The organism is Erwinia sp. 9145 (assembly GCF_000745075.1).
Classification (GTDB): Bacteria; Pseudomonadota; Gammaproteobacteria; order Enterobacterales; family Enterobacteriaceae; genus Erwinia; species Erwinia oleae.
In genome coordinates, this window is record NZ_JQNE01000001.1 from 923,961 (window position 1) to 946,553 (window position 22,593).

Here is a 22,593-nt window from a genome sequence, read left to right on the forward strand (position 1 = left end):
CATGAAACGAACCCCCGACGAGTTTTCAATAAGCTGGCGAATGTGGATCGTCATGTTCGCGACGTCATTTGGAATTTACCTCGGCGGAGTAACATCCGGATATTTTATTGCCCGCGCGGAGTACTCGCAATACGCACTAAAGCGCGACGCCACTGTGAACGAGATTAAGCGCAGGGTTGAGCAGTTGCCCCAGCGTACAGCAGAAGCGGTAAAGGAGGATGAGGCCAAATGACGCGACAGGAAATCTTTGACGGCATCCTCGGAAAAGAGGGCGGCTACGTCAACAACCCAAACGACAAAGGCGGCCCGACTAACTGGGGAATCACCCAGGCAGTGGCCCGCGCGCATGGTTACACCGGCGACATGCGTAACCTCACCAGAGAGAAAGCGCTCATTATCCTTGAGGCTGATTACTGGTATGGCCCGCGCTTCGATCAGGTTGCAGCGCTCAGCGAGAGTATCGCAACCGAGCTTACTGACACTGGCGTGAACATGGGGCCAGCCATGGCGGCTAAATTTCTCCAGCGCTCCCTGAACGTGTTCAACAATCAGGGCAAGCTTTACCCGGACATCACCGCTGACGGTCAGATCGGCCCGCGTACCATCGCGGCATTGAATGCGTTCCTGTCAGGCCGGAAGCAGGCAGGCGAAACCGTGATGCTCAAGGCCCTGAACAGCCTTCAGGGTGCCCGGTACATCGAACTGTCTGAGACGCGCGCGGCAAACGAAGAATTCACCTACGGCTGGTTTGAACGGGTGACTGTCTGATGGCATTAGCGGACATCGTAAAAAGCGTTGGGGATGGCAAGCACTCCCTGAGCAAATGGACGCAGACCATCGCCTTCCTGACCTGCACCGGTGTTATCTGCTGGTATGCCTACAACCTGCAATTAAGCGAGTGGATGTTTGGTCTTTACTTCGGCGTGGCCGTAGGCGGTAACATCCTCAACAAAAAGATTGCGGTGGATAAGGTGGTTGAAGAGAAGAAGATTGATGCCGCTATCGAACCGGAGAGATCCTCATGAGTTGGGAAATAATCATTGGAGCCATCGGCGCGCTGATTGCTGCTCTTACTGCGGCATTTGGTATCGGTCACGCCAGAGGTAAGGGCACAGCCGAACAGGCCGCCACTGAGCGAGAAGCACAAGCAAACATTGAATCACAGCAGGCCGCCGCCCGGCATCAAAGCGAAGTATCCAAAGGAGCCGCAGATGTACAGGACACTGTTACCCGCATGTCTGATAGCGCTGTTGACGACGAGTTGCTCAGGGACTGGACGCGTAAGGACTGAAGTAGTCGATACGGCGTGCCTATGGGTCAACCCCATTATCCTGACGCGCGCTGATGTACTGACGCTCTCAGATCCAACCAAGCGCGCCATCCTAACGCATAACAAATCGTGGCAGGCCAACTGCCAGCCGGAGAGCAAATAGCCGGGTTGCAGCAATGCATCACTGATCAGTGCATGAGGTGAATGATGGTTATTGTCCCCGTAACATTTCGCCGGGCATCTGATTTTGTCCGTGATTTGCATCGCCACAATAAGCCTCCAACAGGCCACAAATTTAGCATTGGGCTGGAAGATGATGGCGTGCTGGTAGGCGTCGCAATGGCTGGGCGTCCAGTCGCAAGACATTTCGACGATGGCTTGACCATTGAAGTGAACCGCACCTGCACTGACGGAACCCGAAATGCTAATTCAATGCTTTATGGGGCAGTTCGTCGTGCAGCATGGGGAATGGGATACCAAAGAATAATCACCTACACTCAAGCAGACGAGTCTGGTGCATCTCTGCGGGCTGCTGGTTTCAATCAGGTTAAAAAGCTTCCTGCGCGGTCAAGCTGGTTTGATTCGTCAGTGAAGCTAAAGGCGAGTCGCGATCCAGTTGGCAATGGTGGAGTTGAACGTGTGCTTTGGGAAGTAAAGCGTTGACCATCACAAGGCGCATTTGCGAGTGCGCCTTAGGAAAGCTAATTAGCTACTTACACGTACTGGCCTATTGGAATCCACCATCCTTTAAGAAATGGATTCCGGATGAGAATATTCGAGTCTTATGGATGTTAACTTCATATATCCTCGGCTCGTGGTCATAGTCTATATAGATCGCGGTTTCAATATATCCCAGCTCTTCCAAAAGCTTAAAATGGCCAGCCACTTTTCGCCCGTCAGTTTGTCCAGAGCAGACTCTTTTAAAAGCCTCTTGGCTCATGGTGCCGGGGTATTCTTCCGCAAGTTCGCTTAATATTTTATTCAAAAAATCGTTATCAATTTGCATGAATACTGCTCTCCAAAGGTATAAATATGGCACTCACCGACAAACAACAAATGTTCTGTCGCGAGTACATCATCGATTTGAACCCACGGCAGCGGCCATTCTGGCGGGGTAAAGCAAATAGACCGACCGCGCTGCTGGTTGTGAAAACCTAACAAAAACTGATATCAGAAACCGTATCGCAGATCTCAAAGCGGAGCGGTGAAACCAATGAATTAAGGGTAATGATATGGCAAAAGCGAAATGGCCTAAATTACCAAGATTTTTTGTGCCTCTTTTCCATTGCGCAAATATCTACTTCTGCCGCAGTAGAGAAGAGTGGATGCAGGCAGAGGCGTCGATTGGACTACACCCTGCTGATATTTCTCACTGCGCTGGAAGGTGCAGGCATTTCATCGATGATGAAACAGGAGAGAACCTTTATTTGATAGGTGTCTTTGACAATAGCCTGCCAACTCTGGTTCATGAGTGCGCGCATGCAACATTTTACTGCTGTAGCGATGCTGGAGTTACTGTCCAAACAGACCAGCCCAACGAGACCTACTGCTATCTACTTGACAGGATGTTTAGCCACTTTATGCCTCACATAGTCAAAAAGGATTAATTATGGCAAAACCGGGTTGGGAGGCTATTGAGCGCGAATATCGTGCAGGCGATTCCTCAATCCGTGCTCTGGCCGAAAAGCATGGCGTGAGTGATACAGCTATTCGCAAGAAGGCTAAATCAGAAGGATGGGTGAAGCCTGCAAAGGTTCGCACTAACCCTGCTGAAGAAGTTCGCACTGCGAACCAAAATGCGAACCTGCGAACCAGCGCCGAAGAAATTATTGAGGATGAAGACCTTGCCCCCATGCAGGCCGCATTCGTCCTTGAATACGTCAAAGACAGAAACGGTACTCAGGCGGCTATCAGGGCTGGCTATAGCGAAGACTCTGCATCCGTTACCGCATCCCGACTGCTAAGCAAGGCTAAGGTCAGGACGGCTGTTAACCGGCAGCTTCAGGCGGCGGCAGAGAGACAACTCATCACGGCTGATCGTGTCATCGCTGAGATGGCAGCAATCGGCTTCTCCAACTTTCAGGACATCCTAGATAGTCGCGGCGATTTAACCAACGTCAATGATCTGCCACGTCAGGCGGCGGCGGCCATAAAAGAGATCAGGGTGAAGGTGACGACTCGCGGCGATGATGACATTGAAGAGACAACTTACAAGCTCCACGATAAGCGGGCAGCACTGACTGAACTGATGAAGCACTTGCAACTGTTTGGGCCTGAACAGGAAGGTGGAGACACAGAGCCGACACCGGTACAGATCAATGTGAATGTAGTAGATGCGAGGAACTACGATGGGGATCAGCCCGACGCTTAATATCCCGCAGGCTCGCTTCCTTTCCATGCCTCACAAATTCAAAGCTTATGTTGCAGGCTTCGGTTCCGGTAAGACGTGGATTGGCTGCGGCGGCATCTGCAAAGGTTTTTGGGAGTTCCCAAAGGTCAACCAAGGATACTTTGCTCCAACCTATCCTCAGATAAGGGACATCTTCTACCCCACGGTTGAGGAAGTGGCCCACGACTGGGGGCTGAATGTAAAAATCAACGAGAGCAACAAGGAAGTCCACTTTTACGAAGGCCGCGTCTATCGCGGCACGACGATCTGCCGCTCGATGGAAAAGCCAGAGACGATAGTTGGCTTCAAGATCGGCAACGCTCTGGTTGATGAGCTTGACGTGATGAAGGCGATAAAAGCGCAGCAGGCATGGCGCAAAATCATTGCCCGTATGCGCTACAAACGCGACGGACTGAGAAACGGCATAGACGTTACTACCACGCCCGAAGGTTTTAAGTTCGTCTACCAGCAATTCGTAAAGGCGTTGCGGGAAAAGCCTGAACTTGCTTCCCTGTACGGACTCGTCCAGGCGAGCACATTTGACAATGAGAAAAACCTTCCGGCTGACTACATCCCATCGCTGATGGGCTCTTATCCTGTTGAATTGATAAAGGCGTATCTTCGCGGTCAGTTCGTGAACCTCAATAGCGGCACTGTTTATCACGAGTTCGATCGCGTGCTTAACAACTGCAAAGATGAGGAGCAGCCAGGTGAGCCGATCTTTATCGGCATGGACTTCAACGTAGGGAAAATGGCCGGGATTGTGCACGTTAAGCGTGACGGGCTCCCGCGCGCTGTGGCCGAAATCACCAACGGCTACGACACGCCGGACATGATAAAGCGTATTAAGCGCCAGTTCTGGAAAGAGACGACCGAAAACGTGTTTGAGAAAACGCGTGAAATTTATATCTACCCTGACGCCTCAGGCGATTCGCGTAAATCAGTTAACGCCAGCCAGACCGATCTATCACAATTGCGTGACTCCGGCTTCTCTGTGCGCGTGGATGCTGCTAACCCTCCAGTTAAAGACCGGGTCAACACGATGAACGCCATGTTTTGTAATGCCATCGGCGAACGCAGGTACAAGGTGAATGTGCAACGGTGTCCCACCTATACCGACAACCTTGAGCAGCAGATATGGGCTGTTAATGGCGAGCCCGACAAAAAGGCGGGGAACGACCACACCAACGACGCCGCTGGGTATTTCATCCTGAAAGACTTTCCAATAGTGAAACCAGTACCTAAACCGATCACTTTCAAATGGTAGAAACATGGCTGATACCAATATTGACTACCGCCATCCTGCATACGCTGAGTTTTTACCTGAATGGGAGATGATCGGCGACTGTGTTGATGGTGAGCGCAAGATTAAGAAGAAGGGTGCAAAGTACCTGCCGCATCCGAGCAATGACAGCACCAACGATGATCCAAGCGGTGAGCGTTATGAAGCATACAAACTTCGAGCAGCGTTCATCAACGCCACGGGGCGAACACTGTCCGGCCTGATTGGCATTGCTTTCAATAAACCTCCAAAGATAGAGCTAAGTGGCGGTATTGAAGAGATTGAAAACGATGCTGACGGTGAAGGCCAGCCGCTGGAGCAGATGATACGCGATGCTCTGGGGCAGAATCTTCAGCGTGGACGCGCGGGAATTATGACTGATTTTACCGGCTCAGGAATACAAACACAGGCGACTAAAGGCCGTCCAGTTCTGCGATTGTTTACTGCCAAGGAAATAATCAACTGGAGAGTAACCAAAGGCAAAACCTCGTTGGTGATAATTCACTACCTTGAGCCGGTGGACGATCCGGATGAATTCGAGTTGACGTTAAAGCGTCACTGGATTGAGTTGCGCCTGATTAACGGCGTTGCTCATGCTCGTAAATGGGAAGAGGGAACTGAGCGGATAGAGGGGCGAGAATTAATTCCACTTAAAGATGCCGACGGCATTGTACTGAATGAGTTGCCATGGTCATGGATTGGCGCAAGCAATAATGACCACACGCCAGATTCGCCGCCTCTGGCTGATATCGCCTATGTGAATATCCACCACTACCAGGCAGAAGCCGATATCGCGGAGTCTGCGCATACAGTCGGTCAGCCGATGGTCGGCTTAACCGGCCTTACAGATGAGTGGGCGGATAAGTATCTAAGTGATGGATTTACAGTTGGTTCCCGAAAAGGCGTGTTGTTGCCGGTTGGCGGCGATCTCAAATTCGCTCAGCCAGAGGAACGTAATGTGTTAATTACGCTGGCTGAGCGACGGGAAAACCAGATGGCAATGTTGGGGGCAAAACTGGTAGAGCGTAATACTGCTGCCAGAACGGCCACGCAGGCTGGTGACGAAGCGCAAACTGATAACTCTATATTGTCACTTTGTGCGGGGAACGTTGAGCAGGCCATCAATCGTGCGTTGACGTTTGCTATCCGTTTTGCGGGCAGTGGGGAAGGCGGGGTAGAGCTTAACAAGAAATACGAAATCGCCAACCTCGACTCCCAGGCGATTGCCGCGCTTCTGAGTGCTGTTCAGTCCGGGAAAATGAGGCTGGTTGATTTTGTTCGCTACCAGCAGCGAATCGGCCTGATAGGTCAGGACGAAAAGCCTGATGATGTGGTTGATGAGCTGATGAACCTCGCACCAACAATGCTGGCCGGAGATAACAATGACCCTCAACGAGAGGTTGCGTGACGAAACGATAGCGCACTCCTTATTCGTCAGCCGCTATGGCACTGGCACTGCTAATCGCATGGTGAAGTTGCTCAATCAAAGTGATTCAGAGCTAACCGCACGGCTGCTGATAGCGATGGATAATTTACCACGCGACAGCTTCACCGTGAGTAGACTGGAAAGCCTGCTTGGAAGCGTCAGGCAGGCTAATCAGAAAGCTATTGAGTCAATGCATGCCGGACTAACGAATGAGTTGCTGGAGTTCGCAAAACATGAATCTGGTTATCAGGTAAGTCTGTTTGAATCGCTGCTGCCTGAAGCGGTGCTATCCCGTTATCCTCTCACCTCATTATCCGCTGAAATGGTATATGCCGCAGCAATGGCACAGCCATTTCAGGGGAGGCTACTGAGCGAGTGGGCGTCCAACCTTGAATCGGACAGGCTGGCTCGAATAAGCAATGCCGTCCGTTCCGGTTTTTTGCTGGGCGACACAACGGAGAGAATCGCCCGGAAGGTGCGCGGTCTTGCATCAAATGATTATCAGGATGGCGCTTTGCAGATAAGCCGCGCAAACGCTGCAAGCATCACAAAGACGGCAGTAAATCACGTTGCTTCCGTTGCCCGAAGAAGCTTTGCTGATGCAAATGGCGACATCATTGACAGTAAACAATGGCTTTCCACGCTGGACAATAAGACTTCACGCGACTGCATTATCCGCGACCGGCTGAAATACACTCTGGACGGTAAACCGGTTGGGCATAAGGTTCCCTATTTGCAGGGGCCAGGCCGCATTCACTTCTGCTGCCGCAGCATGGAAACGTTCGTCACCAAGTCGTGGCGGCAACTTGGTTTCAATGTTGATGAGATGGATGCCGGAACCCGCGCCAGTATGGACGGTCAGGTAGCCAGTGATACTTCCTATGGCGAGTGGCTCCAGCGCCAACCTCTGTCGCGTCAGATTGATGTACTCGGTGAGAAGCGCGCCCGGCTGATGCGAGAGGGTGGCATGCGAACATCAGAGTTTTTCAGTGATAAAGGGGAATGGTTATCGCTGGAGCAATTGCGAGAAACAGACAGTAGGGCATTTGAGGATGCCGGACTGTAATCAAATCCAATCATAAAAGGCTGCCATCTGGTGGCCTTTTTTATTTCCCGCAGTCCGAGACTGCAAACATCTGACCCGAGGTTATAGATGCTCAAGTTCAAACTGTCCAAAGAAGAGTTCGACGCGCTGGATGATTCTCAGAAAGCATTTTATGCCGAAGCTGGCGAAAGTTATCAGTTCGCTATCGAAGGCGCACCGGACGTTTCAGGGCTGGAAAAAAAAGTAAACGAACTGCTTGGTGAGAAGAAAGCCGAACAGGAAAAACGTCGTCTGGCTGAAGATGAAGCTAAAAAAGCAGCTGAAGAGCAGGCCCGCAAGAAAGGCGATCTGGATACGCTTGAAAAAAGCTGGGCTGAAAAGCTTTCCACTCGCGAGAAAGAGCTGCTCGCTCAGATTGACGAGCGCGATAGTCGCTTGCATACGCTGCTGGTTGACAATGTCGCTCAGTCACTGGCTACCAAGCTGGCCGGTGACAGTGCGGCAGTAATGACACCGCATATTAAATCCCGCCTCATTGTTGAGGAAGGAAAAACACGAATCGTTGACGCTGAAGGCAAGCCTTCGGCAGCAACTCTTGATGACTTAGAAAAAGAATTCCGTAACAACAAGCTTTTTGCGCCTGTTGTTATCGGCAGTAAGGCATCCGGTACCGGTGGTATTGGTAGCCCGACGTTCGCCAGCGGCGGCGGCAAAAAATGGAGTGATTTAACTGAGGCTCAACGCCTCAAGCTTTTCCAGGAAGACCGCGAGGCTTTTGATCGTCTTGCGGCCACGCAGAATCAATAAGAGGTAACGCCGCATGGCAACTAATGCAACCCGTCTTTCAGACATTTTCGTCAGCGATTACTACCAGACCATCGCACCGGTCAACAGCCCGGAGAAAACTGCTGTATACGATTCCGGCATCATCACCCGACTTCCTTCGCTGGATGCTATTGCGCAAAACGGCCAGGGCACAGCGACTGTTAGCTACTGGCAGGACCTGGACGCAGATGAAGCGCCAAATGCGTCTACTGATGACCCTGACGAGATTGGCAAAGTAGGCAAAGCCACACAGGGCAACATGCGCGCGCGTACCCTGTTCCTGAACAAGGGCTATGGCGTAGCCGATTTGGCCTCTGAGCTGGCAAACAGCGACCCAATGACTCAGATCCGTAACCGCTTCGGTACCTACTGGACTCGCCAGTGGCAGCGCTATCTGATTGGTGCTGCTCGTGGTGTCATTGCATCAAACATCGCCAATGATGATAGCGACATGGTCATTCAGGCTGGCGCAAGAATCAATGCGCAGAACTTCATTGATGCCGCCTATACGGCAGGTGATGCTGCTGACGGATTCTCTGCACTCGGTGTTCACTCAGTCATCATGAAGCAGATGGCTGAGCAGGATTTGATTGAATACCTGCGCGACTCAACCGGCAACATCATACTGCGCACTTATCTCGGCAAGCCCATCTTCATGGATGACAGCCTGAAGTATGCAGATGGCAGCTATCTCTCTGTATTCTTCGGCTCAGGTGCTTTTGGTTACGGGGTCGGTACTCCTCATACCCCTTCCGAATTACAGCGTAAACCTGACGGCGGCAATGGTGGTGGTGCGGAAATCTTGTGGGAACGCAAGACATACATCATCCAGCCAGCCGGCTTTAGCTGGAAGGGTGAAGACGATCCGAACAAGACGCCGACTTACACCCAGATGGCCGCTGCCGGAAACTGGGAGCGTGTGTTTGATCGTAAGCAGGTGCCATTCGCCGCCGTGCTTTCACAGGCTGCGGGTTCTTAAGTCAAAGTCAGATTGTTTTGCTAATGCCCGTTTAACCGCCATAAATATCTTATTGACGCACTTTACAATGAAGAGTAACAATTGCGTTGATAACAAGCGGCGGTTGCCTTACGAGAATGGTACTTACTTATGTAATAGTGGGCGCAAGTGGCGGCATACTTGCGTTTCTTTTAAATTTTGCCGTGGCTGAATTAATTAGTCTGGTTTCTGTCTATCTCATGAATAAAATTAAGGGGGCGCTTATGTCTAAATATATTATGGAAAGTTATAAGGATATTAAAAACAAATTTGGCCTCCGCGGCTTCGGGTATTCCCGCTGATGAGCTTATTCAACTAAGCGAAAGCCAGTTATCACTAACCGCCTCCGGGCGGTTTTTTATTGGAGAGAATATGGACGTTGTTATCGATGGCGTTCGTTACGCCCCAGTCACTAATCGTACCTCTAATATTGGCATCGCCATTTCTACCCATAACCGCCATGACGTTTTAGTCAGTGCAATGAATCAGCACCTGAAGCATCTGCCAGTAGGTGCGCAGGTGGTGGTCATTGATGACGGTTCATCTAAACCGGTGATTGTGCCTGATGGCGTGAAATTGATCCGACAAGATGAATCCCTTGGCATTGTAGCGGCTAAAAACCGAAGCCTCGAAGTACTGATGAACGCTGGCTGTGAGCATCTCTTTCTTTGGGACGATGATGCATGGCCCATTACTGATGGTTGGGAGCGCCCGTACGTCGAGTCGGCAGAACCGCACCTTGCATACCAGTTTAAGGACTTCGCCACCGGGCAGAAGTTAAACGATATCGCAGTGCTGTACTGCGACGATAAACACGTTGCCTACACAGGCCAGCGTGGTGTGATGCTTTATTATCACCGCTCAGCGATAGAGAAGGTTGGCGGTTTCGATCCGGTCTATGGACGCGGCATGTACGAGCACAGCGATTTAGCCCTGCGCATTCACAACGCCGGATTAACCACCTGGGCCTTTGCTGACGTGAAAGGATCGGAAAAGCTGATTCACTCGCTGGACGAACATCAGGCAGTAGAGCGCTCAGTACCGCGCACGGATCGAGAACAGCAGGTAAGGAACAACGTCCGCATTCACAACGAACGGCGAGAAGCTGGCTATACCGGCTACGCGGATTATCGGCAGCAGCGCAATGTAGTGATAACCACCTTACTGACAAGCCAGCCAGATCCGCAGCGCGGCTCCAGGCTGGTGGCATCACCTGAACTTCTAAGCAAATGGGCCTCATCGGTGACAGGCGCTGATTCTGTTGTGCTGGTGGACGAACTCGAATCAGCGCCAGCAGGCGCAACTCTTTTCCGCGTTCCCGATGTGCAGATGAATGTCTACTTCCGGCGCTGGTTGCATATTTGGCAGCATTTGCGCGAGCATCCCGAATACCACTTTGTATGGTGTACCGATGGTACTGACGTTGAGATGCTCCGAGAGCCATGGAATGAAATGGAGCCTGGCAAAATTTATGTTGGCTCCGAACCAAAAACCTACGCTGACCCATGGGCATCAACACACCATCCCGAACGCATATATCAGGAATTTGTCGAGCAAAATCGCAATGAACTGATGCTGAATGCTGGTTTACTTGGCGGTGCTCGTGCCGATGTGATGGCGATAGCTCACGGCATTATCAGACTCTTTTACCGCATCGAGAGTAATCGATTCTGGAAGAAAGAGCAGGAGGCCGCAGCGATTGGTGACATGTTAGCTTTCGGCATCGTTAGTTATCACCATCGCGACAGGTTAATCACCGGCCCGTTAGTGAATACGGTCTTTAAATCCAATGGAGCCGGCAGGGAGTTCGCATGGTGGCAGCACAAATAAAGTTTGTGGTGGTCGGCCATCACTCCCGGCGCGATAAGGCGAATGATTTGGCTGAATCACTTGGGGCGCTGACCCTCATTGATAAAGGTGACAACGGCGCAGCTTGGAACCATTTCCGCGCCATTGAGTGGGCAGGGCAGCAGAATTGCCGTGTAGTGATAGTTGAAGATGATGCGCTGCCGGTTCCGGAATTTAAAGATAAAGCCGTTGGCTGGCTGGCGCGATACCCCGATGATCTACTGAGTTTCTATCTTGGCACAGGCAGGCCGCCGCAATGGCAGTCAGAGATTAAGCGCAAACTCGCTGATAACGCCGATTTTATTACTCTGCCAACGCTAATTCACGGCGTCTGCTACAGCATCCCGCAGCAGCATATTCAACGCATTCTCGATAAATGGCCCCTGCATCTTGCGGCTGATTATGCCATTGGCCGGGCATGGGGGCGAGATGTGATCTACCCCTCCTATTCGCTCGTTGACCATGCAGACGGCGAAAGCGTTGAAAAACACCCTGACGGTGCGAAACGAACAGAAGTCAGGCGGGCATGGCAACTGGCAAGCTGAGGACATAATGCTTAACACCGACCCTACATCACCGGATTTTAACAGTTATGCCAGCGTAAGCGATTTACGCGACTTCTCTACAGCGCGAGGTTATGACATTCCCACCGATGACACTACCTGCAAGCAGTTACTGGTGCAGGCTATGGACTATCTCGATTCTGTGAACTGGAAAGGCTCCCGTAGCGCCATCGGTCAGCCGCTGGCGTGGCCGCGAGATCGGGTGTTTATTGATGGCGAAGAGATCGATAAGTCAATTATTCCGACGCGCATTAAACAGGCTCAGTGCCGCCTGGCTGTTGAGGCGCAGGAAACAGACCTTAACCCAACACAAAGCGGCGGAGCAGTAACGATGGAACGCATTGAAGGGGCTGTGACGGTGCAATATGACGGCTCAAGTAATGATGGCACTGTGTCTTTCCCGTGGCTCAATGCGATGCTTCGTGGCCTGACAAAAAGTGGCTGTGTGTTCAACTTCGACGTAAGGCGCGGCTAATGGCAATGAACTATCTCAGGCTTCGCGCCAAATCGAAAAGGTTGCTCACCGAAAATGGAATGCAGTACAGCGTGATCCGTAAAGGCAAGGTCACCGTGGTGGCAGGAAAAGAAATCAAAGAACCCGATAGCATATTTACCGCAGTTGGAGTACGTACAGAATATGCACCTTCAGAAATTGATGGCTCGCTCATCAAAGCTGGCGATACGCGTATTGTGTTCAGCGCTGATACTGACCTGGTGATTGGTGACATGGTGCTTGTCGATGAGAAGCAGTATCGGATTGTGCAGCCTAATCCCGTTAAACCTGCGAGCCTTGTCCTCTGCTATAAGGCTCAATTGAGGGCATGATATGTCAGACAACCAGTCTTTCGTAGCAGCTGTTAATGCGTTCGTGAACCAGGCGAAAATGAATCAGGAAGCCGTAGTTCGCACTGTCGGTATAAAGATTCTTGCACGATTGGTCGAGATGTCCCCGGTTGGCAATCCCGAATTATGGGAGGTTAATCAGACGGCGGTCTCTTATAACAACGCTGTTACTGAGCACAATAGCGCACTCCGCGATGATCCTGACAACCTGACAAAAACAGGTCGCCTGAAGCGCGGGCGACTGATTAAAGACAGTATGGATATAAGAGTGCCGGCAGGCTATACGGGCGGACGATTTCGCGGTAATTGGCAGGTAGGCTTTGATGCTGCGCCAGATGGTGAAACGGGTCGCATCGACAAATCCGGAAGTATGACAAAGGCTATCGGAAATCTTGTGATTGAAAGATTCCGTGTGGGCATGAATGCCGTCTATTTCACTAACAATGTGCCTTATGCCTACCCGCTTGAGATGGGCCATTCAAAACAAGCGCCTGGCGGCATGGTGCGAATCACCGCAGCAGAGTTTCAAAGGTTTTTCGAAGAAGCCGTAAGGAAGGTGTCAACATGAGCAGGCCAGCTATTACAGAACTGCTTGAAGAGCGGCTTGGTGACTGGGCAGCCGCAAACGGCATCCAGGTCGCCTACGACAACATTGACTTTGAACCACCCGACAGCATCTACCTGACTTCGCATGATCTGCCTGCCACTCCATACGCCATTGACCTGAGTCAGAGAAGCAAAGTTTTCATCGGCGTGTATCAGGTCAATGTGATTATTCCTGCCGGAATTGGCAGAAGCGAAGGGAGGCGGATTGCCGGCCTAATTGAAGAAAGATTCGTGAACGGTGCGGAGATGCAAGGTGATGGCTTTATTTGCTACATCACGGGCGAGCCAGCGCAGTTCGCTGGCATAACGAACGACACTGCTTATACCATCCCCATCAGCATGAATTATCGCGCTGACATCATCGCTTAAACCTGAGCGATACAAACATACCGGCGAAAGCCGGTTTTTTTACGTCCAAATAATGGAGAAACCATCATGGGCTTTGCTTTACCTAATGGCGCGACCGTGTTCGTGGGCTCAGAGTTGGCGACTGCGATTGCCGTCTCCGATGTCTCTAACGCTGACGGCGCAGTATTTAAAGTTGCGAGTGGTCACGGTCTGGTGGTGGATGATGTTGTACTCATCTCATCTGGCTGGGGGCTGATTGATAACCTGGTAGCGCGCGTTTCAGCGCAAACCGCAGCCAGCGTAACAATTGGTGTGATTAACAGCAGCGATACGAATTTCTTTGCCCAGGGCGCAGGGGCTGGCACGTTACGCAAAGTGACCGGCTGGACTGAAATCCCACAAATCACAGAAGTAGCTCAGTCCGGTGGCGATCAGCAGTATGTCCAGATTCAGTTTCTTTCGGATGACCGCCAGCGCAACCTTGCCACGTATAAGGCTGCAAAATCTCAAACATTCACCCTGGCACATGACTCAACGCTACCGATATACCCGATTCTCAGTGCTGGCGATCGCTCCGGCGATACACTGCCGCTGCGAATGTACGTACCGAAGGCCAAAGAGATGCGTTACTGGTCGGGTGTCCCGTCATTCGATCCGCAGCCTACGACAGCAGTTAATGCCGTTGAAACTGTCCAGGCGGCATTCTCTGTGCAGTCGCGCGACATGACCTTTTATAAAGATCAAGAAGTGCAGCCCGGCAGCTAAGTACCGCCGAATATTTTCAGCCCGGTAACGGGCTTTTCTTTCTGCCGAGGAAATTATGGCATCGAAATTTCAACTACATCCCAATCCCACCTTCAAGGCTGATGTAAAAATCCCCCGAGCCGGGGAAGAGGACGGCATCGTCACTTTTACGTTTCGTCACAAGCCACTTAAAAGCCTGGCGGAGCTGGAAGGACTCGAGGGTAAAACCGCCGTGGATTTTCTGATGGAAATCACTGAAGGCTGGGCTCTTCCTGATGAGTTCGAAAGAAATAATCTTGAAACGTTACTGGATAACTATCCCCGCGCGCTTGAGGCCATTACCCGTACTTATTACACCGAATTGATGTCCAATCGCGAAAAAAACTGATAGCGGTTGCCTCACAGTTCTATACGCCTGAACCAACCAAAGAAGACTATTCAGCCTTCGGCCTTAGCGCTGACGATTACACCGAGGAAGAAACCACGGTAGATGTATGGCCGGATGCATGGGCTGCTTTCAACGTGTTCCGGTCAGCCAGCACACAGTGGCGAGTTAGTATGGGCGGCGTGACAGGACTGGATTATAACGTCATGCCCTGGCTGATGAAATTGTATGGTATAGAGGATGAGGCAACCGCGCTAAACGATATTCGCGTTATGGAGCGTGCAGCGCTGAACGTCATTCACAAGGGGGCATGATGTCCGACATTGCAACAATATCGCTTCGTGTGAATACCTCGGAGCTTGAGCGCGGCAACAAAGCGCTGGATGAGTTCCAGAGTGCGGCTGGTAGTGCAGCCGGTAAAGCTGATGATCTCAACCGAGTATTTAAAGCCGGTACAGAAAGTCAAAAGCGCAGCACCGAATCGACGCGCCAGCAGCAGCAGGAACTTCAGGCGCTGCTAAACAAAATCAGTCCGGTAAATCGTGCATTTAATCAACTTGATGACTTACAGAAGAGTCTTTCAAATTTTCGCCTTAAGGGAATGGTGGATGATGAGGACTTTGCTCGCTACAACTCGGTACTTGAGACGACCAGACTTAAACTTGCTCAGATTATGGAGGCTGAAACCGACGAAGGCCGGGCGCGAATTGAGCAGGCACAAACGGCAGAGCGGGCTGCTGTTTCTCAGCGTTCTTTTCTTCAGGGGCTTTCAGAGCAGGCTGCAACCTTTCGAGCATCGAAAGCTGATATTGCTGAGTACCGCGCTGCGCAATTAGGACTTTCTCAGGAAGCGGCACCCTTTATCAATCAGCTCCGTGAGACAGAGCACGCAATCGCTAACCAGGCTTTGCAGGCCAAAATTTCCGCAGCAGCACTGCGAGAAAAAGAGTCTGCTGAAAAGCAGGCTGCAAGCGAGCAGGCCCGGCTGCAATCGCAACAAGATAATTTTGTAAAATCCCTGCAAAACGAATCAGTAGCGATTGGTAAATCTCGCTCGGAACTGCTGGAACTTAAAGCTGCTCAGATGGGCCTGTCAGCACAGGCTGCCCCCTATATTGTCCAAATCCGCAATCAGGAACTTGCTCAGGCACGCGAAGCTGATCAGAAGCGTGCAGCAGCCATTGCGGCAAAGGGCTTGAAGCAGGCTCTTGCTGAGCAGGAAGCCGCAGAACGAGCGCTGGCAGTTGAAACAGCTCGTTTAGTTGCATCTCAGCAGAATTTTGTTAATTCCCTTCAGGAGCAGGTTAACTCCATAGGGAAGACGCGCTCTGAGCTTTTAGAGCTGAAAGCGGCACAACTCGGAGTGTCTACCCAGGCAGCTCCGATGATTGCCCGGCTCAGGGAGCAGGAGAACGCCTGGAAGAATGGCTCCATTTCTGCCGGGCAATATCGCCAGGCTATGCGAATGCTTCCTGCTCAGTTCACAGATATTGCGACCTCCATTGCTGGTGGTATGCCCATCTGGATGATAGCCATCCAGCAGGGCGGTCAGATTAAAGACTCATTCGGTGGCGTAGGTAATTCTATTAAAGCCCTGCTGAGTCTCATTACGCCATTGCGTCTGGCTTTTGGAGGATTAGTCACTGCCGGGGCATTGGTGGCATATCAGTTTTATAAAGCCGATGCACAGAACGAGGAACTGCGTAAATCTTTAGCTTTGACTGGTGGCTATTCAGGCCTGACAGCCACCTCAATACTGCGAACGGTTTCAGCAGCCAATCAGGCAGGGATTTCATATTCCAACGCTGCCGATTCACTCAATGCACTGGTCAGGGCTGGCGTTCCTGCTGGTGCAAATTTTGAAAATCTGACCGTCTCGCTGTCGAAGTTTTCCAAAGAGTCTGGTGTTGCTCTTGATGAGCTCGCCAGGGACTTTGTTGCCATCGCTAATGATCCGACGAAAGGGATTCTGGCTCTAAACGAGAAATATCATTTCCTGTCGGCCGCTCAGTACGAACACATTGCCGCTTTGCAGGAAGAGGGTAAGTATACTGAGGCGCTGGCCGCAGCCAACCAGGCTGCATCACAGAGCATGGATCGCGCTGCCAGCAACATGAAAGATTCACTAGGTACTGTATCAACTATAATCCGTGGCCTGACAGATATGGCTAAGGGTATGTGGGATGCGATCGAAGGTATCGGACGCGCACCAACGCAAAATGAGGCACTAAAAACACTTACGAACCGCCGAGATAGCATACAAGCGCAGATCAGCAACTCAGAGGCTACCGGATATAACAGAAATAACGGCAGACTTGATGAGTGGCGAAAAGAGCTTGGGGTACTTAATGCACAAATTAACGCATTTACTCTTCAGGGCGACATCCAGGTTGCCAAAGAAGAGGCAGCCAGCGAAGCTCGAGCCCAGCACAATCAGAATCTCAAAGATGCTATCGATTTACAGAATGGTTTAAACCAGGGACTTACCAATGCGGAAAAACGTACAAAGGCTATAGCTGAATTAGATCGACAGCGCATCAGGATGAACTCGGCGGCCTCTGCTGATTCGAAAAGCAATGTTGGCATGTCTGATGCTGAATACAATAAGCGGCTGGCGAACATCAACAATCAGTATAAAGACCCGAAGACACCAAAAGGGCGTGCTTATACAACGCCAGCCGGTGAGCGCGCTGAGGACTCATCTCTAGGCGAACTGTTGGCGTTACAGGCTCAGTTGCAAGTGCTGAAGCAGCATAGCAGCATTACAGATGTCATCAGTCAGCAGCGAAAAGACCTTTGGAAAACCGAAGCTCAGTTCGCTGTCCTTGAAGCAGCGGCCAGCAATCGGCAACTTTCTAAACAGGAGCAATCACTCTTATCCAGTAAAGATAAGGTGCTTGCCCTGGCACGTCAGAAAGCTGAACTGGGTGACCAGATTACCGCTCAGGAACGGCTGAATAAGCTGCAAGATACATCGTCAAAGTACGTCACTCAGATGGCTGAGAAACAACGGGCTTTAACCGTCGGCTCGACATTAAGTGATCGGCAAGCAGGTCGGGAAAGCACTTTTGCTCAGTTGCGCAGTGGTTGGCAAAACGCTGGCGGCAGCCTCGAAGACGATGGATACCAGAAAGAACTCAAGGCGGCAGAAGATTATTACTCTGCGGAGGATGCCTTACGATCTGACTGGGTTTCTGGGGCGAAAAAAGGGTGGGCGGAATTCGCTGATAGTGCAACCAACATATATGGGCAGGTACAGGACATCTCCAAAAGCGCATTCATGGGTATGGCATCCACGCTAACGGACTTCTTCACAACCGGCAAAGCCAGCTTCAAGGACTTTCTGACGACCTTTCTTAAAGGCATTGTGCAGATGATCACCCAACTGATGGTGTTGCGCTCTGTTCAGGCGGGAGCCTCGGCGCTGGGCTACAGCTTCGACGTTGGTGGCTATACCGGCGACGGTGGTAAGCATGATCCTGCTGGAGTTGTACACAAAGGCGAATTTGTTTTCACCAAAGAGGCCACGCAGCGTATTGGGGTTTCAAACCTCTACGGCATGATGCGCGGCTACGCCGATGGTGGGGTGGTAGGCGGAAACGCACCGATGTATGGGCTTCAGTCTTCTGGTTCCGCTGGCGTCAATGTGCAGACATCAGTGGTTGTGCAGGGTGATAACAGCCAGCAAATGACATCCGGCAGTAATGATGCATTAGGTAAGGCATACAAACAAACGATAGACCGTGCTGTGATGGATGGCATACAGAGAGAATCCCGCCCTGGCGGACTTATCTGGTCGGCAAACAAATCACGTTAATGACCCGCTTCGGCGGGTTTTCTTTTGCCGGGAGGAAAAATGGCAATTGAAACGTTCACCTGGCGCACACAGACGCAGGGAAACATGGAGGGTTCCTTTGATCATCGGATCAGAGAAGCCCAGTTTGGTGATGGCTATAAGCAGGTAAGCGGCGATGGCATCAATCCTGAAACACAAAGCTGGCCCGTAACTCTAACAGGTCGACAGCGCGACATACTTCCTGCCCTGACATTTATCCGCAACCACACCGTTAAGTCTTTCATATGGACGCCACCCTTTGGCGGACCAGGGCTTTATCGCGCGGTAAAGGACTCAATCAAGGCTCTTCCGATAGGCGGCAATGCCATGACTATCACTGCAACCTTTGAACAGGCATTTGCTCCATGACAATTAACAGTGATCTGCAAAAACTTGAACCCGGTAACCGTATCCGGCTCTTTGAGGTTGATGGGGCGGCCTTCGGTGCGGACATTCTTCGATTCCATGCGCATACCATCGCGCATACACCAGCAGAAATTGAGGCGGCGGGAGGTGATGAAGCAAAGTTACCGGCTAAATCCATCTGGTGGCAGGGCAAAGAATATGGCGCCTGGCCTGTTCAAATCGAAGGGATTGAGGCCTCAACGGGCGGCACAAGCGCTCAGCCCCGTCTTACTGTCGCCAACCTGAACGGGTCAATAACCACCCTGTGTCTGGCTTACGATGACATGCTTCAGGCTACAGTGACCATTCATGACACGCTAGCTCAGTATCTGGATGCCAGAAATTTCACCTCCGGGAACGCTACGGCCGATTCGACTCAGGAGAAGTTGCAGGTTTTCTACATTGACAGCAAAAGTCAGGAAAACAATCAGGCGGTAGAGTTCACGCTTACCAGCCCAATGGACTTGCAGGGACTGATGATTCCCACGCGGCAACTGCATTCGCTTTGCACCTGGTGTATTCGCGGCAAATACCGCTCAGGTGACGGTTGCGACTATGCCGGAACACGATATTTCGATAAGCATGGAAATCCGGTCTCAGACCCGTCTCAGGATGTATGCAACGGGACGCTTAACAGCGGATGCAAACCGCGCTTCGGAGCAAATAACCCGCTGCCTTTTGGCGGATTTCCCGGCACCTCACTCATCAAGAGCTAACTATGCGACAGAAAACTATTAAGGCCATTATGTCCCATGCGGCTGATTGTTACCCGCAAGAATGTTGTGGGGTGGTTGCGCTAAAAAGCAGGGTTGAACGTTATTTTCCTTGCCGCAATTTAGCTTTGGAGCCCGATGAGCATTTCCACCTCAGCCCTGAAGACTACGCAGCCGCAGAGGACTGGGGAACCATTACAGCTGTGGTTCACAGTCATCCAGATGCAACCACACAGCCGAGCGAACTGGACAAGGCTCAGTGTGATGCCACCGAATTACCATGGCACATAGTAAGTTGGCCTGATGGTGATCTGAGCACAATTATACCGCGCGGCGAATTACCGTTAATCGGACGCCCTTTTGTTCTGGGACACTATGATTGTTGGGGGCTGATAATGAGCTATTTCCGGCAAACACACGGCCTAGAGCTGGCGGACTATCGCGTTGATTATCCGTGGTGGGAAGATCAGTACGCTGAAAATTTCTATCAGGATTGCTGGCATGAATGTGGTTTCCGTGAATTCGATGGCCCGCCCCAGACCGGCGACATGGTCATCATGCAGGTGCAATCCATTAAGTGGAACCATGCCGGGATCATCCTCGAAGACAATATGTTGCTTCATCATCTTTATGGCGCGCTTAGCCAGCGAGTCCCATATGGCGGGTATTGGCGAGAGCGCACAATGAAAATCGTCCGCCACACTTCGATGCCAAAGGTGAAATATGAGTCTCACTGAAATTTCGGGCATATTCAAATCGCCAGACGGCCTGCCGTTATCCAGCGTATCAATCACTATCACTTCGACGCGCTTAACTTCGCACAGCTTTGCCAATATTAACCTGTCGCAGGTTACTGACGACGGTGGAAATTATGCGTTCTCTCTGGCACCGGGCAGTTACAAAGTGATAGTGAAAATGCCAGGCGATAAATCATCCCTGATCATTGGCAGGATGGAGATTGAAGAAGGCAGCGAAACCGGCACTCTCAATGACTACATCCAGTTTGCAGCTCCTGAGTTAGCCACCCCGACAATCTACTCCGAAATCAAAGTCTGGTATGAGTCTACACGCAATATATCTTCAGGCATTGAAGATAAAATAAGCATAGCTACAGGGGCAGTGCAGCAATCAGCTGAAAATGCCGCCGCCGCTGCACAGGCAGAGGAAACCACGGCATCACATTCAGGCATTGCGGCTGACGCAGCAGCTCAATCCGAAGCCAACAGGCAAGCCGCAGAGCTGGCTCGCAATGAGGCAGTTTCGGCCCGCGATGTGGCGCAGTCCGCAGCCGCTACTTCTGGCATGGTGAAGGATATTGCTGCTGGTCTGGCCGCCACCATTAACGGCCAGTCATTTTCCGTTGCGCAGGGCGCTGATTCAGATATAGCGATCCGCACGTACCTGAACAACAACGGTATGGCGCAGGAGACATCACGCATCACCGGGCAGGCCGCCGTCGAACGCATCAGCGCGCGAGTGGCGCCCGGCGCGCAGGAGGCTATTCAGTTCCGAGCCGCAAACGGCGTCATCGGTCAGTTTCGCAACGATGCGACGCTTGAGATTATCTCGCTGGAGTCTGGCGACGTTAAAACGCCACTGGTGCAGAGTGCGCAGGTCAACGCCACCGGCATCAGATCCAATCTGTTGACGCTCGGCACCGGCACAACCGCAAAAGAAGGCCTGTTACCTTTCGCTCTGTTCGGTAAAAACGGGCCGGTGCTGGCGTACTATAACGACGCGCTGCACTGCGTGGCCGCTGATTTCACAGAGATACGGCTGGGAGGCGTGGACATCACCACACTGTTCAATCAGCACGACCCTGAGCCGGTTTACCCGATTGAGCCGCCCGGCATACTGGATGGTTACGAGCATATCCCGTATTACGGCCAGAGCCAGGTGATCGGTACAACAAACGGCGTTATTCACAACGTTCCGTTCGACCCTGACACGCTCATGCCTGCGGGCGGCCTGCGCGCCTTTGGCGTGACCGGCTACAACACAGCGGTGACACAGGCTATTTTCTACACCTCACTTGTGCCGATTGCTGATCGCTATGGTGAGACATTCATCCCCGGCCAGGCCATCCAGGCGCGCAAGCTGCTGACACGCGATAATCCCGATCGCACTGTTCGACCCGTGTTTACCGTAGCAGGACAGGGCGGCGCTGATATCAGTCTGCTGAAGAAAGGCACAACCTCTTACAGCCAGTTCGTCACGCAGTGGGCAGGCGTCATTAATGCCATCACCGCGCTGGGCGAGCAGTATCGCTGTCACACGTTGAACTGGTGCCAGGGCGGCTCAGATGACGGGCTGGCCACTCCGGCAGCCGTCTGGCAGACGCAGGTCGAGAAACTGCGCGCTGACCTGAACGCCGATATTCTGGCCGCGACCGGTCAGCACGTTGATCCGGCCTGGATTGTCATCCAGATCAACAACTACATGCGTTATCCCGCGCTGAACGGTAAACCCAATATCGGGCTTAAACAGTACGATCTGGCCGTGAACGCTGATGGCTATTTCGGTGCCTGCCCGACGTATATTCTGGATTTTATCGACGTGGCTCACTGGACTAAAGAGTCACAGGTGAAAGTGGGGGCATACATCGAGCGCGTGCATCGCAACATTCTCATAGAAGGCGGAACGTGGAAACCTCTTCATCCGATCTCAGTTATCACGCGCGGTAAATTCTCTCTGGTTAAATTCCACCTGCCGCAGGGCGGCAAACTGGAGCTGGATACCACCATTGTTAGCCAGGCCACCAGCTACGGATTCAGCGCGGCACAGGCGGACGGCACAGCCATCCCGGTCAACCGCGTGCGCCTGGTATCCGCTGATACCGTTGAGCTACATTTCGACGCGACACCGTTGGCGGGAGCAGTGGTGATGTACGGCCAGACCGGCCAGGTTGGTGATCCTAACGCCGCTGACGGTTCCGGCCTGGGCCGCATTAACGGCATGCGCGGCAACCTCCGCGATGACGCGGGCTACAACGACACGATTAGCATCAACGGCGCGGATTACCCGCTGCATAACTGGTGCTGGATGTTCAATCAGCCGATGGAGTTTTAA

At 51.9% G+C, this 22,593-nt stretch carries 27 protein-coding genes and 1 pseudogene; 27 read left to right on the forward strand and 1 reads right to left on the reverse strand.

The features are described 5' to 3' along the window. Position 1 precedes the first annotated feature (1 nt). The 5 genes from FA91_RS04615 to FA91_RS20340 all read left to right on the forward strand — a co-directional run bounded on the left by FA91_RS04615 (position 2) and on the right by FA91_RS20340 (position 1,933). Positions 2-232 (forward strand): hypothetical protein, encoded by a 231-nt coding sequence (locus tag FA91_RS04615; RefSeq protein ID WP_231566747.1) that lies wholly within the window; start codon positions 2-4, stop codon positions 230-232. Continuing rightward, positions 229-768 (forward strand): glycosyl hydrolase 108 family protein, encoded by a 540-nt coding sequence (locus tag FA91_RS04620; RefSeq protein ID WP_034912989.1) that lies wholly within the window; start codon positions 229-231, stop codon positions 766-768. Before FA91_RS04615 ends, FA91_RS04620 begins: the two co-directional genes overlap by 4 nt. Continuing rightward, the gene (locus FA91_RS04625) at positions 768-1,025 is read left to right on the forward strand and encodes a hypothetical protein (protein ID WP_034912992.1); all 258 of its coding nucleotides are present in this window, start codon (positions 768-770) and stop codon (positions 1,023-1,025) included. Before FA91_RS04620 ends, FA91_RS04625 begins: the two co-directional genes overlap by 1 nt. Beyond that, the gene (locus FA91_RS04630) at positions 1,022-1,291 is read left to right on the forward strand and encodes a hypothetical protein (RefSeq protein ID WP_034912996.1); all 270 of its coding nucleotides are present in this window, start codon (positions 1,022-1,024) and stop codon (positions 1,289-1,291) included. The genes FA91_RS04625 and FA91_RS04630 overlap by 4 nt, the downstream gene beginning before the upstream one ends. A 186-nt stretch (positions 1,292-1,477) precedes the next feature. Then, the gene (locus tag FA91_RS20340; RefSeq protein WP_072032337.1) at positions 1,478-1,933 is read left to right on the forward strand and encodes an XF1762 family protein; all 456 of its coding nucleotides are present in this window, start codon (positions 1,478-1,480) and stop codon (positions 1,931-1,933) included. A 64-nt stretch (positions 1,934-1,997) separates the two neighbouring features. On the opposite strand, the gene FA91_RS04640 is transcribed toward FA91_RS20340, so the two are convergent. Further along, positions 1,998-2,276, reverse strand: a complete 279-nt coding sequence (locus FA91_RS04640) for a hypothetical protein (protein WP_034912998.1) — start codon at positions 2,274-2,276, stop codon at positions 1,998-2,000. Positions 2,277-2,302: 26 nt separating this feature from the next. Here FA91_RS04640 and FA91_RS21305 point away from each other — a divergent pair. The 22 genes and pseudogenes from FA91_RS21305 to FA91_RS04750 all read left to right on the forward strand — a co-directional run. Next, a pseudogene (locus FA91_RS21305) lies at positions 2,303-2,475 on the forward strand (terminase small subunit); the annotation flags it as partial. 27 nt (positions 2,476-2,502) lie between these two features. Continuing rightward, positions 2,503-2,877: a hypothetical protein gene (locus FA91_RS21195; RefSeq protein WP_034913002.1), complete on the forward strand. Its 375-nt coding sequence runs from the start codon at positions 2,503-2,505 to the stop codon at positions 2,875-2,877. Positions 2,878-2,879: 2 nt separating this feature from the next. Next, entirely contained in the window at positions 2,880-3,641 is a 762-nt protein-coding gene (locus FA91_RS20035) for a terminase small subunit (RefSeq protein WP_051937011.1), read from the forward strand. Further along, on the forward strand, positions 3,619-4,926 hold the full coding sequence (locus FA91_RS04655; RefSeq protein ID WP_034913004.1) for a terminase family protein: 1,308 nt from the start codon (positions 3,619-3,621) through the stop codon (positions 4,924-4,926). Before FA91_RS20035 ends, FA91_RS04655 begins: the two co-directional genes overlap by 23 nt. A 4-nt stretch (positions 4,927-4,930) precedes the next feature. After that, positions 4,931-6,349 (forward strand): DUF4055 domain-containing protein, encoded by a 1,419-nt coding sequence (locus FA91_RS04660; RefSeq protein WP_034913006.1) that lies wholly within the window; start codon positions 4,931-4,933, stop codon positions 6,347-6,349. Continuing rightward, positions 6,324-7,433, forward strand: a complete 1,110-nt coding sequence (locus FA91_RS04665) for a phage Mu F like family protein (protein ID WP_034913009.1) — start codon at positions 6,324-6,326, stop codon at positions 7,431-7,433. Before FA91_RS04660 ends, FA91_RS04665 begins: the two co-directional genes overlap by 26 nt. Before the next feature lie 87 nt (positions 7,434-7,520). Further along, positions 7,521-8,219 carry a hypothetical protein gene (locus FA91_RS04670; protein ID WP_034913011.1) on the forward strand — a complete coding sequence of 233 codons (699 nt, stop codon included), beginning with the start codon at positions 7,521-7,523 and terminating at the stop codon, positions 8,217-8,219. 13 nt (positions 8,220-8,232) lie between these two features. Further along, a complete protein-coding gene (locus FA91_RS04675; RefSeq protein ID WP_034913013.1) occupies positions 8,233-9,216 on the forward strand; it encodes a major capsid protein in 984 nt (327 codons plus the stop codon). Between the two features lie 390 nt (positions 9,217-9,606). Then, complete coding sequence (locus tag FA91_RS04685; protein ID WP_034913018.1) at positions 9,607-11,064, forward strand: glycosyl transferase; 1,458 nt, start codon at positions 9,607-9,609, stop codon at positions 11,062-11,064. Further along, the gene (locus FA91_RS04690) at positions 11,046-11,627 is read left to right on the forward strand and encodes a hypothetical protein (protein WP_034913020.1); all 582 of its coding nucleotides are present in this window, start codon (positions 11,046-11,048) and stop codon (positions 11,625-11,627) included. Before FA91_RS04685 ends, FA91_RS04690 begins: the two co-directional genes overlap by 19 nt. A gap of 7 nt (positions 11,628-11,634) precedes the next feature. After that, a complete protein-coding gene (locus tag FA91_RS04695) occupies positions 11,635-12,120 on the forward strand; it encodes a DnaT-like ssDNA-binding protein (protein ID WP_034913022.1) in 486 nt (161 codons plus the stop codon). Beyond that, complete coding sequence (locus FA91_RS04700) at positions 12,120-12,470, forward strand: hypothetical protein (protein ID WP_034913024.1); 351 nt, start codon at positions 12,120-12,122, stop codon at positions 12,468-12,470. Before FA91_RS04695 ends, FA91_RS04700 begins: the two co-directional genes overlap by 1 nt. A gap of 1 nt (position 12,471) precedes the next feature. Continuing rightward, a complete protein-coding gene (locus tag FA91_RS04705) occupies positions 12,472-13,056 on the forward strand; it encodes a hypothetical protein (RefSeq protein WP_034913027.1) in 585 nt (194 codons plus the stop codon). Continuing rightward, positions 13,053-13,463: a phage tail terminator-like protein gene (locus FA91_RS04710; protein ID WP_034913029.1), complete on the forward strand. Its 411-nt coding sequence runs from the start codon at positions 13,053-13,055 to the stop codon at positions 13,461-13,463. Before FA91_RS04705 ends, FA91_RS04710 begins: the two co-directional genes overlap by 4 nt. 66 nt (positions 13,464-13,529) lie before the next feature. Next, positions 13,530-14,207 carry a phage tail protein gene (locus FA91_RS04715; RefSeq protein ID WP_034913032.1) on the forward strand — a complete coding sequence of 226 codons (678 nt, stop codon included), beginning with the start codon at positions 13,530-13,532 and terminating at the stop codon, positions 14,205-14,207. A 55-nt stretch (positions 14,208-14,262) separates the two neighbouring features. Next, the gene (locus FA91_RS04720) at positions 14,263-14,574 is read left to right on the forward strand and encodes a phage tail assembly chaperone (protein ID WP_034913034.1); all 312 of its coding nucleotides are present in this window, start codon (positions 14,263-14,265) and stop codon (positions 14,572-14,574) included. Continuing rightward, the gene (locus tag FA91_RS04725; protein ID WP_072032286.1) at positions 14,574-14,885 is read left to right on the forward strand and encodes a DUF1799 domain-containing protein; all 312 of its coding nucleotides are present in this window, start codon (positions 14,574-14,576) and stop codon (positions 14,883-14,885) included. Before FA91_RS04720 ends, FA91_RS04725 begins: the two co-directional genes overlap by 1 nt. Beyond that, on the forward strand, positions 14,885-18,388 hold the full coding sequence (locus FA91_RS04730) for a phage tail tape measure protein (protein WP_051937013.1): 3,504 nt from the start codon (positions 14,885-14,887) through the stop codon (positions 18,386-18,388). The genes FA91_RS04725 and FA91_RS04730 overlap by 1 nt, the downstream gene beginning before the upstream one ends. Before the next feature lie 39 nt (positions 18,389-18,427). Then, a complete protein-coding gene (locus tag FA91_RS04735) occupies positions 18,428-18,775 on the forward strand; it encodes a phage tail protein (RefSeq protein ID WP_034913039.1) in 348 nt (115 codons plus the stop codon). Further along, positions 18,772-19,527: a phage minor tail protein L gene (locus FA91_RS04740; RefSeq protein WP_034913041.1), complete on the forward strand. Its 756-nt coding sequence runs from the start codon at positions 18,772-18,774 to the stop codon at positions 19,525-19,527. The genes FA91_RS04735 and FA91_RS04740 overlap by 4 nt, the downstream gene beginning before the upstream one ends. A gap of 2 nt (positions 19,528-19,529) precedes the next feature. Continuing rightward, the gene (locus tag FA91_RS04745) at positions 19,530-20,261 is read left to right on the forward strand and encodes a C40 family peptidase (RefSeq protein ID WP_034913043.1); all 732 of its coding nucleotides are present in this window, start codon (positions 19,530-19,532) and stop codon (positions 20,259-20,261) included. Next, complete coding sequence (locus tag FA91_RS04750; protein ID WP_034913045.1) at positions 20,248-22,593, forward strand: prophage tail fiber N-terminal domain-containing protein; 2,346 nt, start codon at positions 20,248-20,250, stop codon at positions 22,591-22,593. The genes FA91_RS04745 and FA91_RS04750 overlap by 14 nt, the downstream gene beginning before the upstream one ends.

Bases quoted from the DNA above. Each gene is read 5' to 3' on its own strand.
- FA91_RS04700 (WP_034913024.1), top strand. From the start codon at position 12,120: ATGGCAATGAACTATCTCAGGCTTCGCGCCAAATCGAAAAGGTTGCTC.
- FA91_RS04685 (WP_034913018.1), top strand. From the start codon at position 9,607: ATGGACGTTGTTATCGATGGCGTTCGTTACGCCCCAGTCACTAATCGT.
- FA91_RS04710 (WP_034913029.1), top strand. From the start codon at position 13,053: ATGAGCAGGCCAGCTATTACAGAACTGCTTGAAGAGCGGCTTGGTGAC.
- FA91_RS04675 (WP_034913013.1), top strand. From the start codon at position 8,233: ATGGCAACTAATGCAACCCGTCTTTCAGACATTTTCGTCAGCGATTAC.
- FA91_RS20340 (WP_072032337.1), top strand. From the start codon at position 1,478: ATGGTTATTGTCCCCGTAACATTTCGCCGGGCATCTGATTTTGTCCGT.
- FA91_RS04715 (WP_034913032.1), top strand. From the start codon at position 13,530: ATGGGCTTTGCTTTACCTAATGGCGCGACCGTGTTCGTGGGCTCAGAG.
- FA91_RS04625 (WP_034912992.1), top strand. From the start codon at position 768: ATGGCATTAGCGGACATCGTAAAAAGCGTTGGGGATGGCAAGCACTCC.
- FA91_RS04745 (WP_034913043.1), top strand. From the start codon at position 19,530: ATGCGACAGAAAACTATTAAGGCCATTATGTCCCATGCGGCTGATTGT.
- FA91_RS04620 (WP_034912989.1), top strand. From the start codon at position 229: ATGACGCGACAGGAAATCTTTGACGGCATCCTCGGAAAAGAGGGCGGC.
- FA91_RS04705 (WP_034913027.1), top strand. From the start codon at position 12,472: ATGTCAGACAACCAGTCTTTCGTAGCAGCTGTTAATGCGTTCGTGAAC.
- FA91_RS04735 (WP_034913039.1), top strand. From the start codon at position 18,428: ATGGCAATTGAAACGTTCACCTGGCGCACACAGACGCAGGGAAACATG.
- FA91_RS04630 (WP_034912996.1), top strand. From the start codon at position 1,022: ATGAGTTGGGAAATAATCATTGGAGCCATCGGCGCGCTGATTGCTGCT.
- FA91_RS04690 (WP_034913020.1), top strand. From the start codon at position 11,046: ATGGTGGCAGCACAAATAAAGTTTGTGGTGGTCGGCCATCACTCCCGG.
- FA91_RS04730 (WP_051937013.1), top strand. From the start codon at position 14,885: ATGTCCGACATTGCAACAATATCGCTTCGTGTGAATACCTCGGAGCTT.
- FA91_RS04695 (WP_034913022.1), top strand. From the start codon at position 11,635: ATGCTTAACACCGACCCTACATCACCGGATTTTAACAGTTATGCCAGC.
- FA91_RS21195 (WP_034913002.1), top strand. From the start codon at position 2,503: ATGGCAAAAGCGAAATGGCCTAAATTACCAAGATTTTTTGTGCCTCTT.
- FA91_RS04665 (WP_034913009.1), top strand. From the start codon at position 6,324: ATGACCCTCAACGAGAGGTTGCGTGACGAAACGATAGCGCACTCCTTA.
- FA91_RS04740 (WP_034913041.1), top strand. From the start codon at position 18,772: ATGACAATTAACAGTGATCTGCAAAAACTTGAACCCGGTAACCGTATC.
- FA91_RS04660 (WP_034913006.1), top strand. From the start codon at position 4,931: ATGGCTGATACCAATATTGACTACCGCCATCCTGCATACGCTGAGTTT.
- FA91_RS04720 (WP_034913034.1), top strand. From the start codon at position 14,263: ATGGCATCGAAATTTCAACTACATCCCAATCCCACCTTCAAGGCTGAT.
- FA91_RS04670 (WP_034913011.1), top strand. From the start codon at position 7,521: ATGCTCAAGTTCAAACTGTCCAAAGAAGAGTTCGACGCGCTGGATGAT.
- FA91_RS20035 (WP_051937011.1), top strand. From the start codon at position 2,880: ATGGCAAAACCGGGTTGGGAGGCTATTGAGCGCGAATATCGTGCAGGC.
- FA91_RS04640 (WP_034912998.1), bottom strand. From the start codon at position 2,276: ATGCAAATTGATAACGATTTTTTGAATAAAATATTAAGCGAACTTGCG.
- FA91_RS04750 (WP_034913045.1), top strand. From the start codon at position 20,248: ATGAGTCTCACTGAAATTTCGGGCATATTCAAATCGCCAGACGGCCTG.
- FA91_RS04615 (WP_231566747.1), top strand. From the start codon at position 2: ATGAAACGAACCCCCGACGAGTTTTCAATAAGCTGGCGAATGTGGATC.
- FA91_RS04655 (WP_034913004.1), top strand. From the start codon at position 3,619: ATGGGGATCAGCCCGACGCTTAATATCCCGCAGGCTCGCTTCCTTTCC.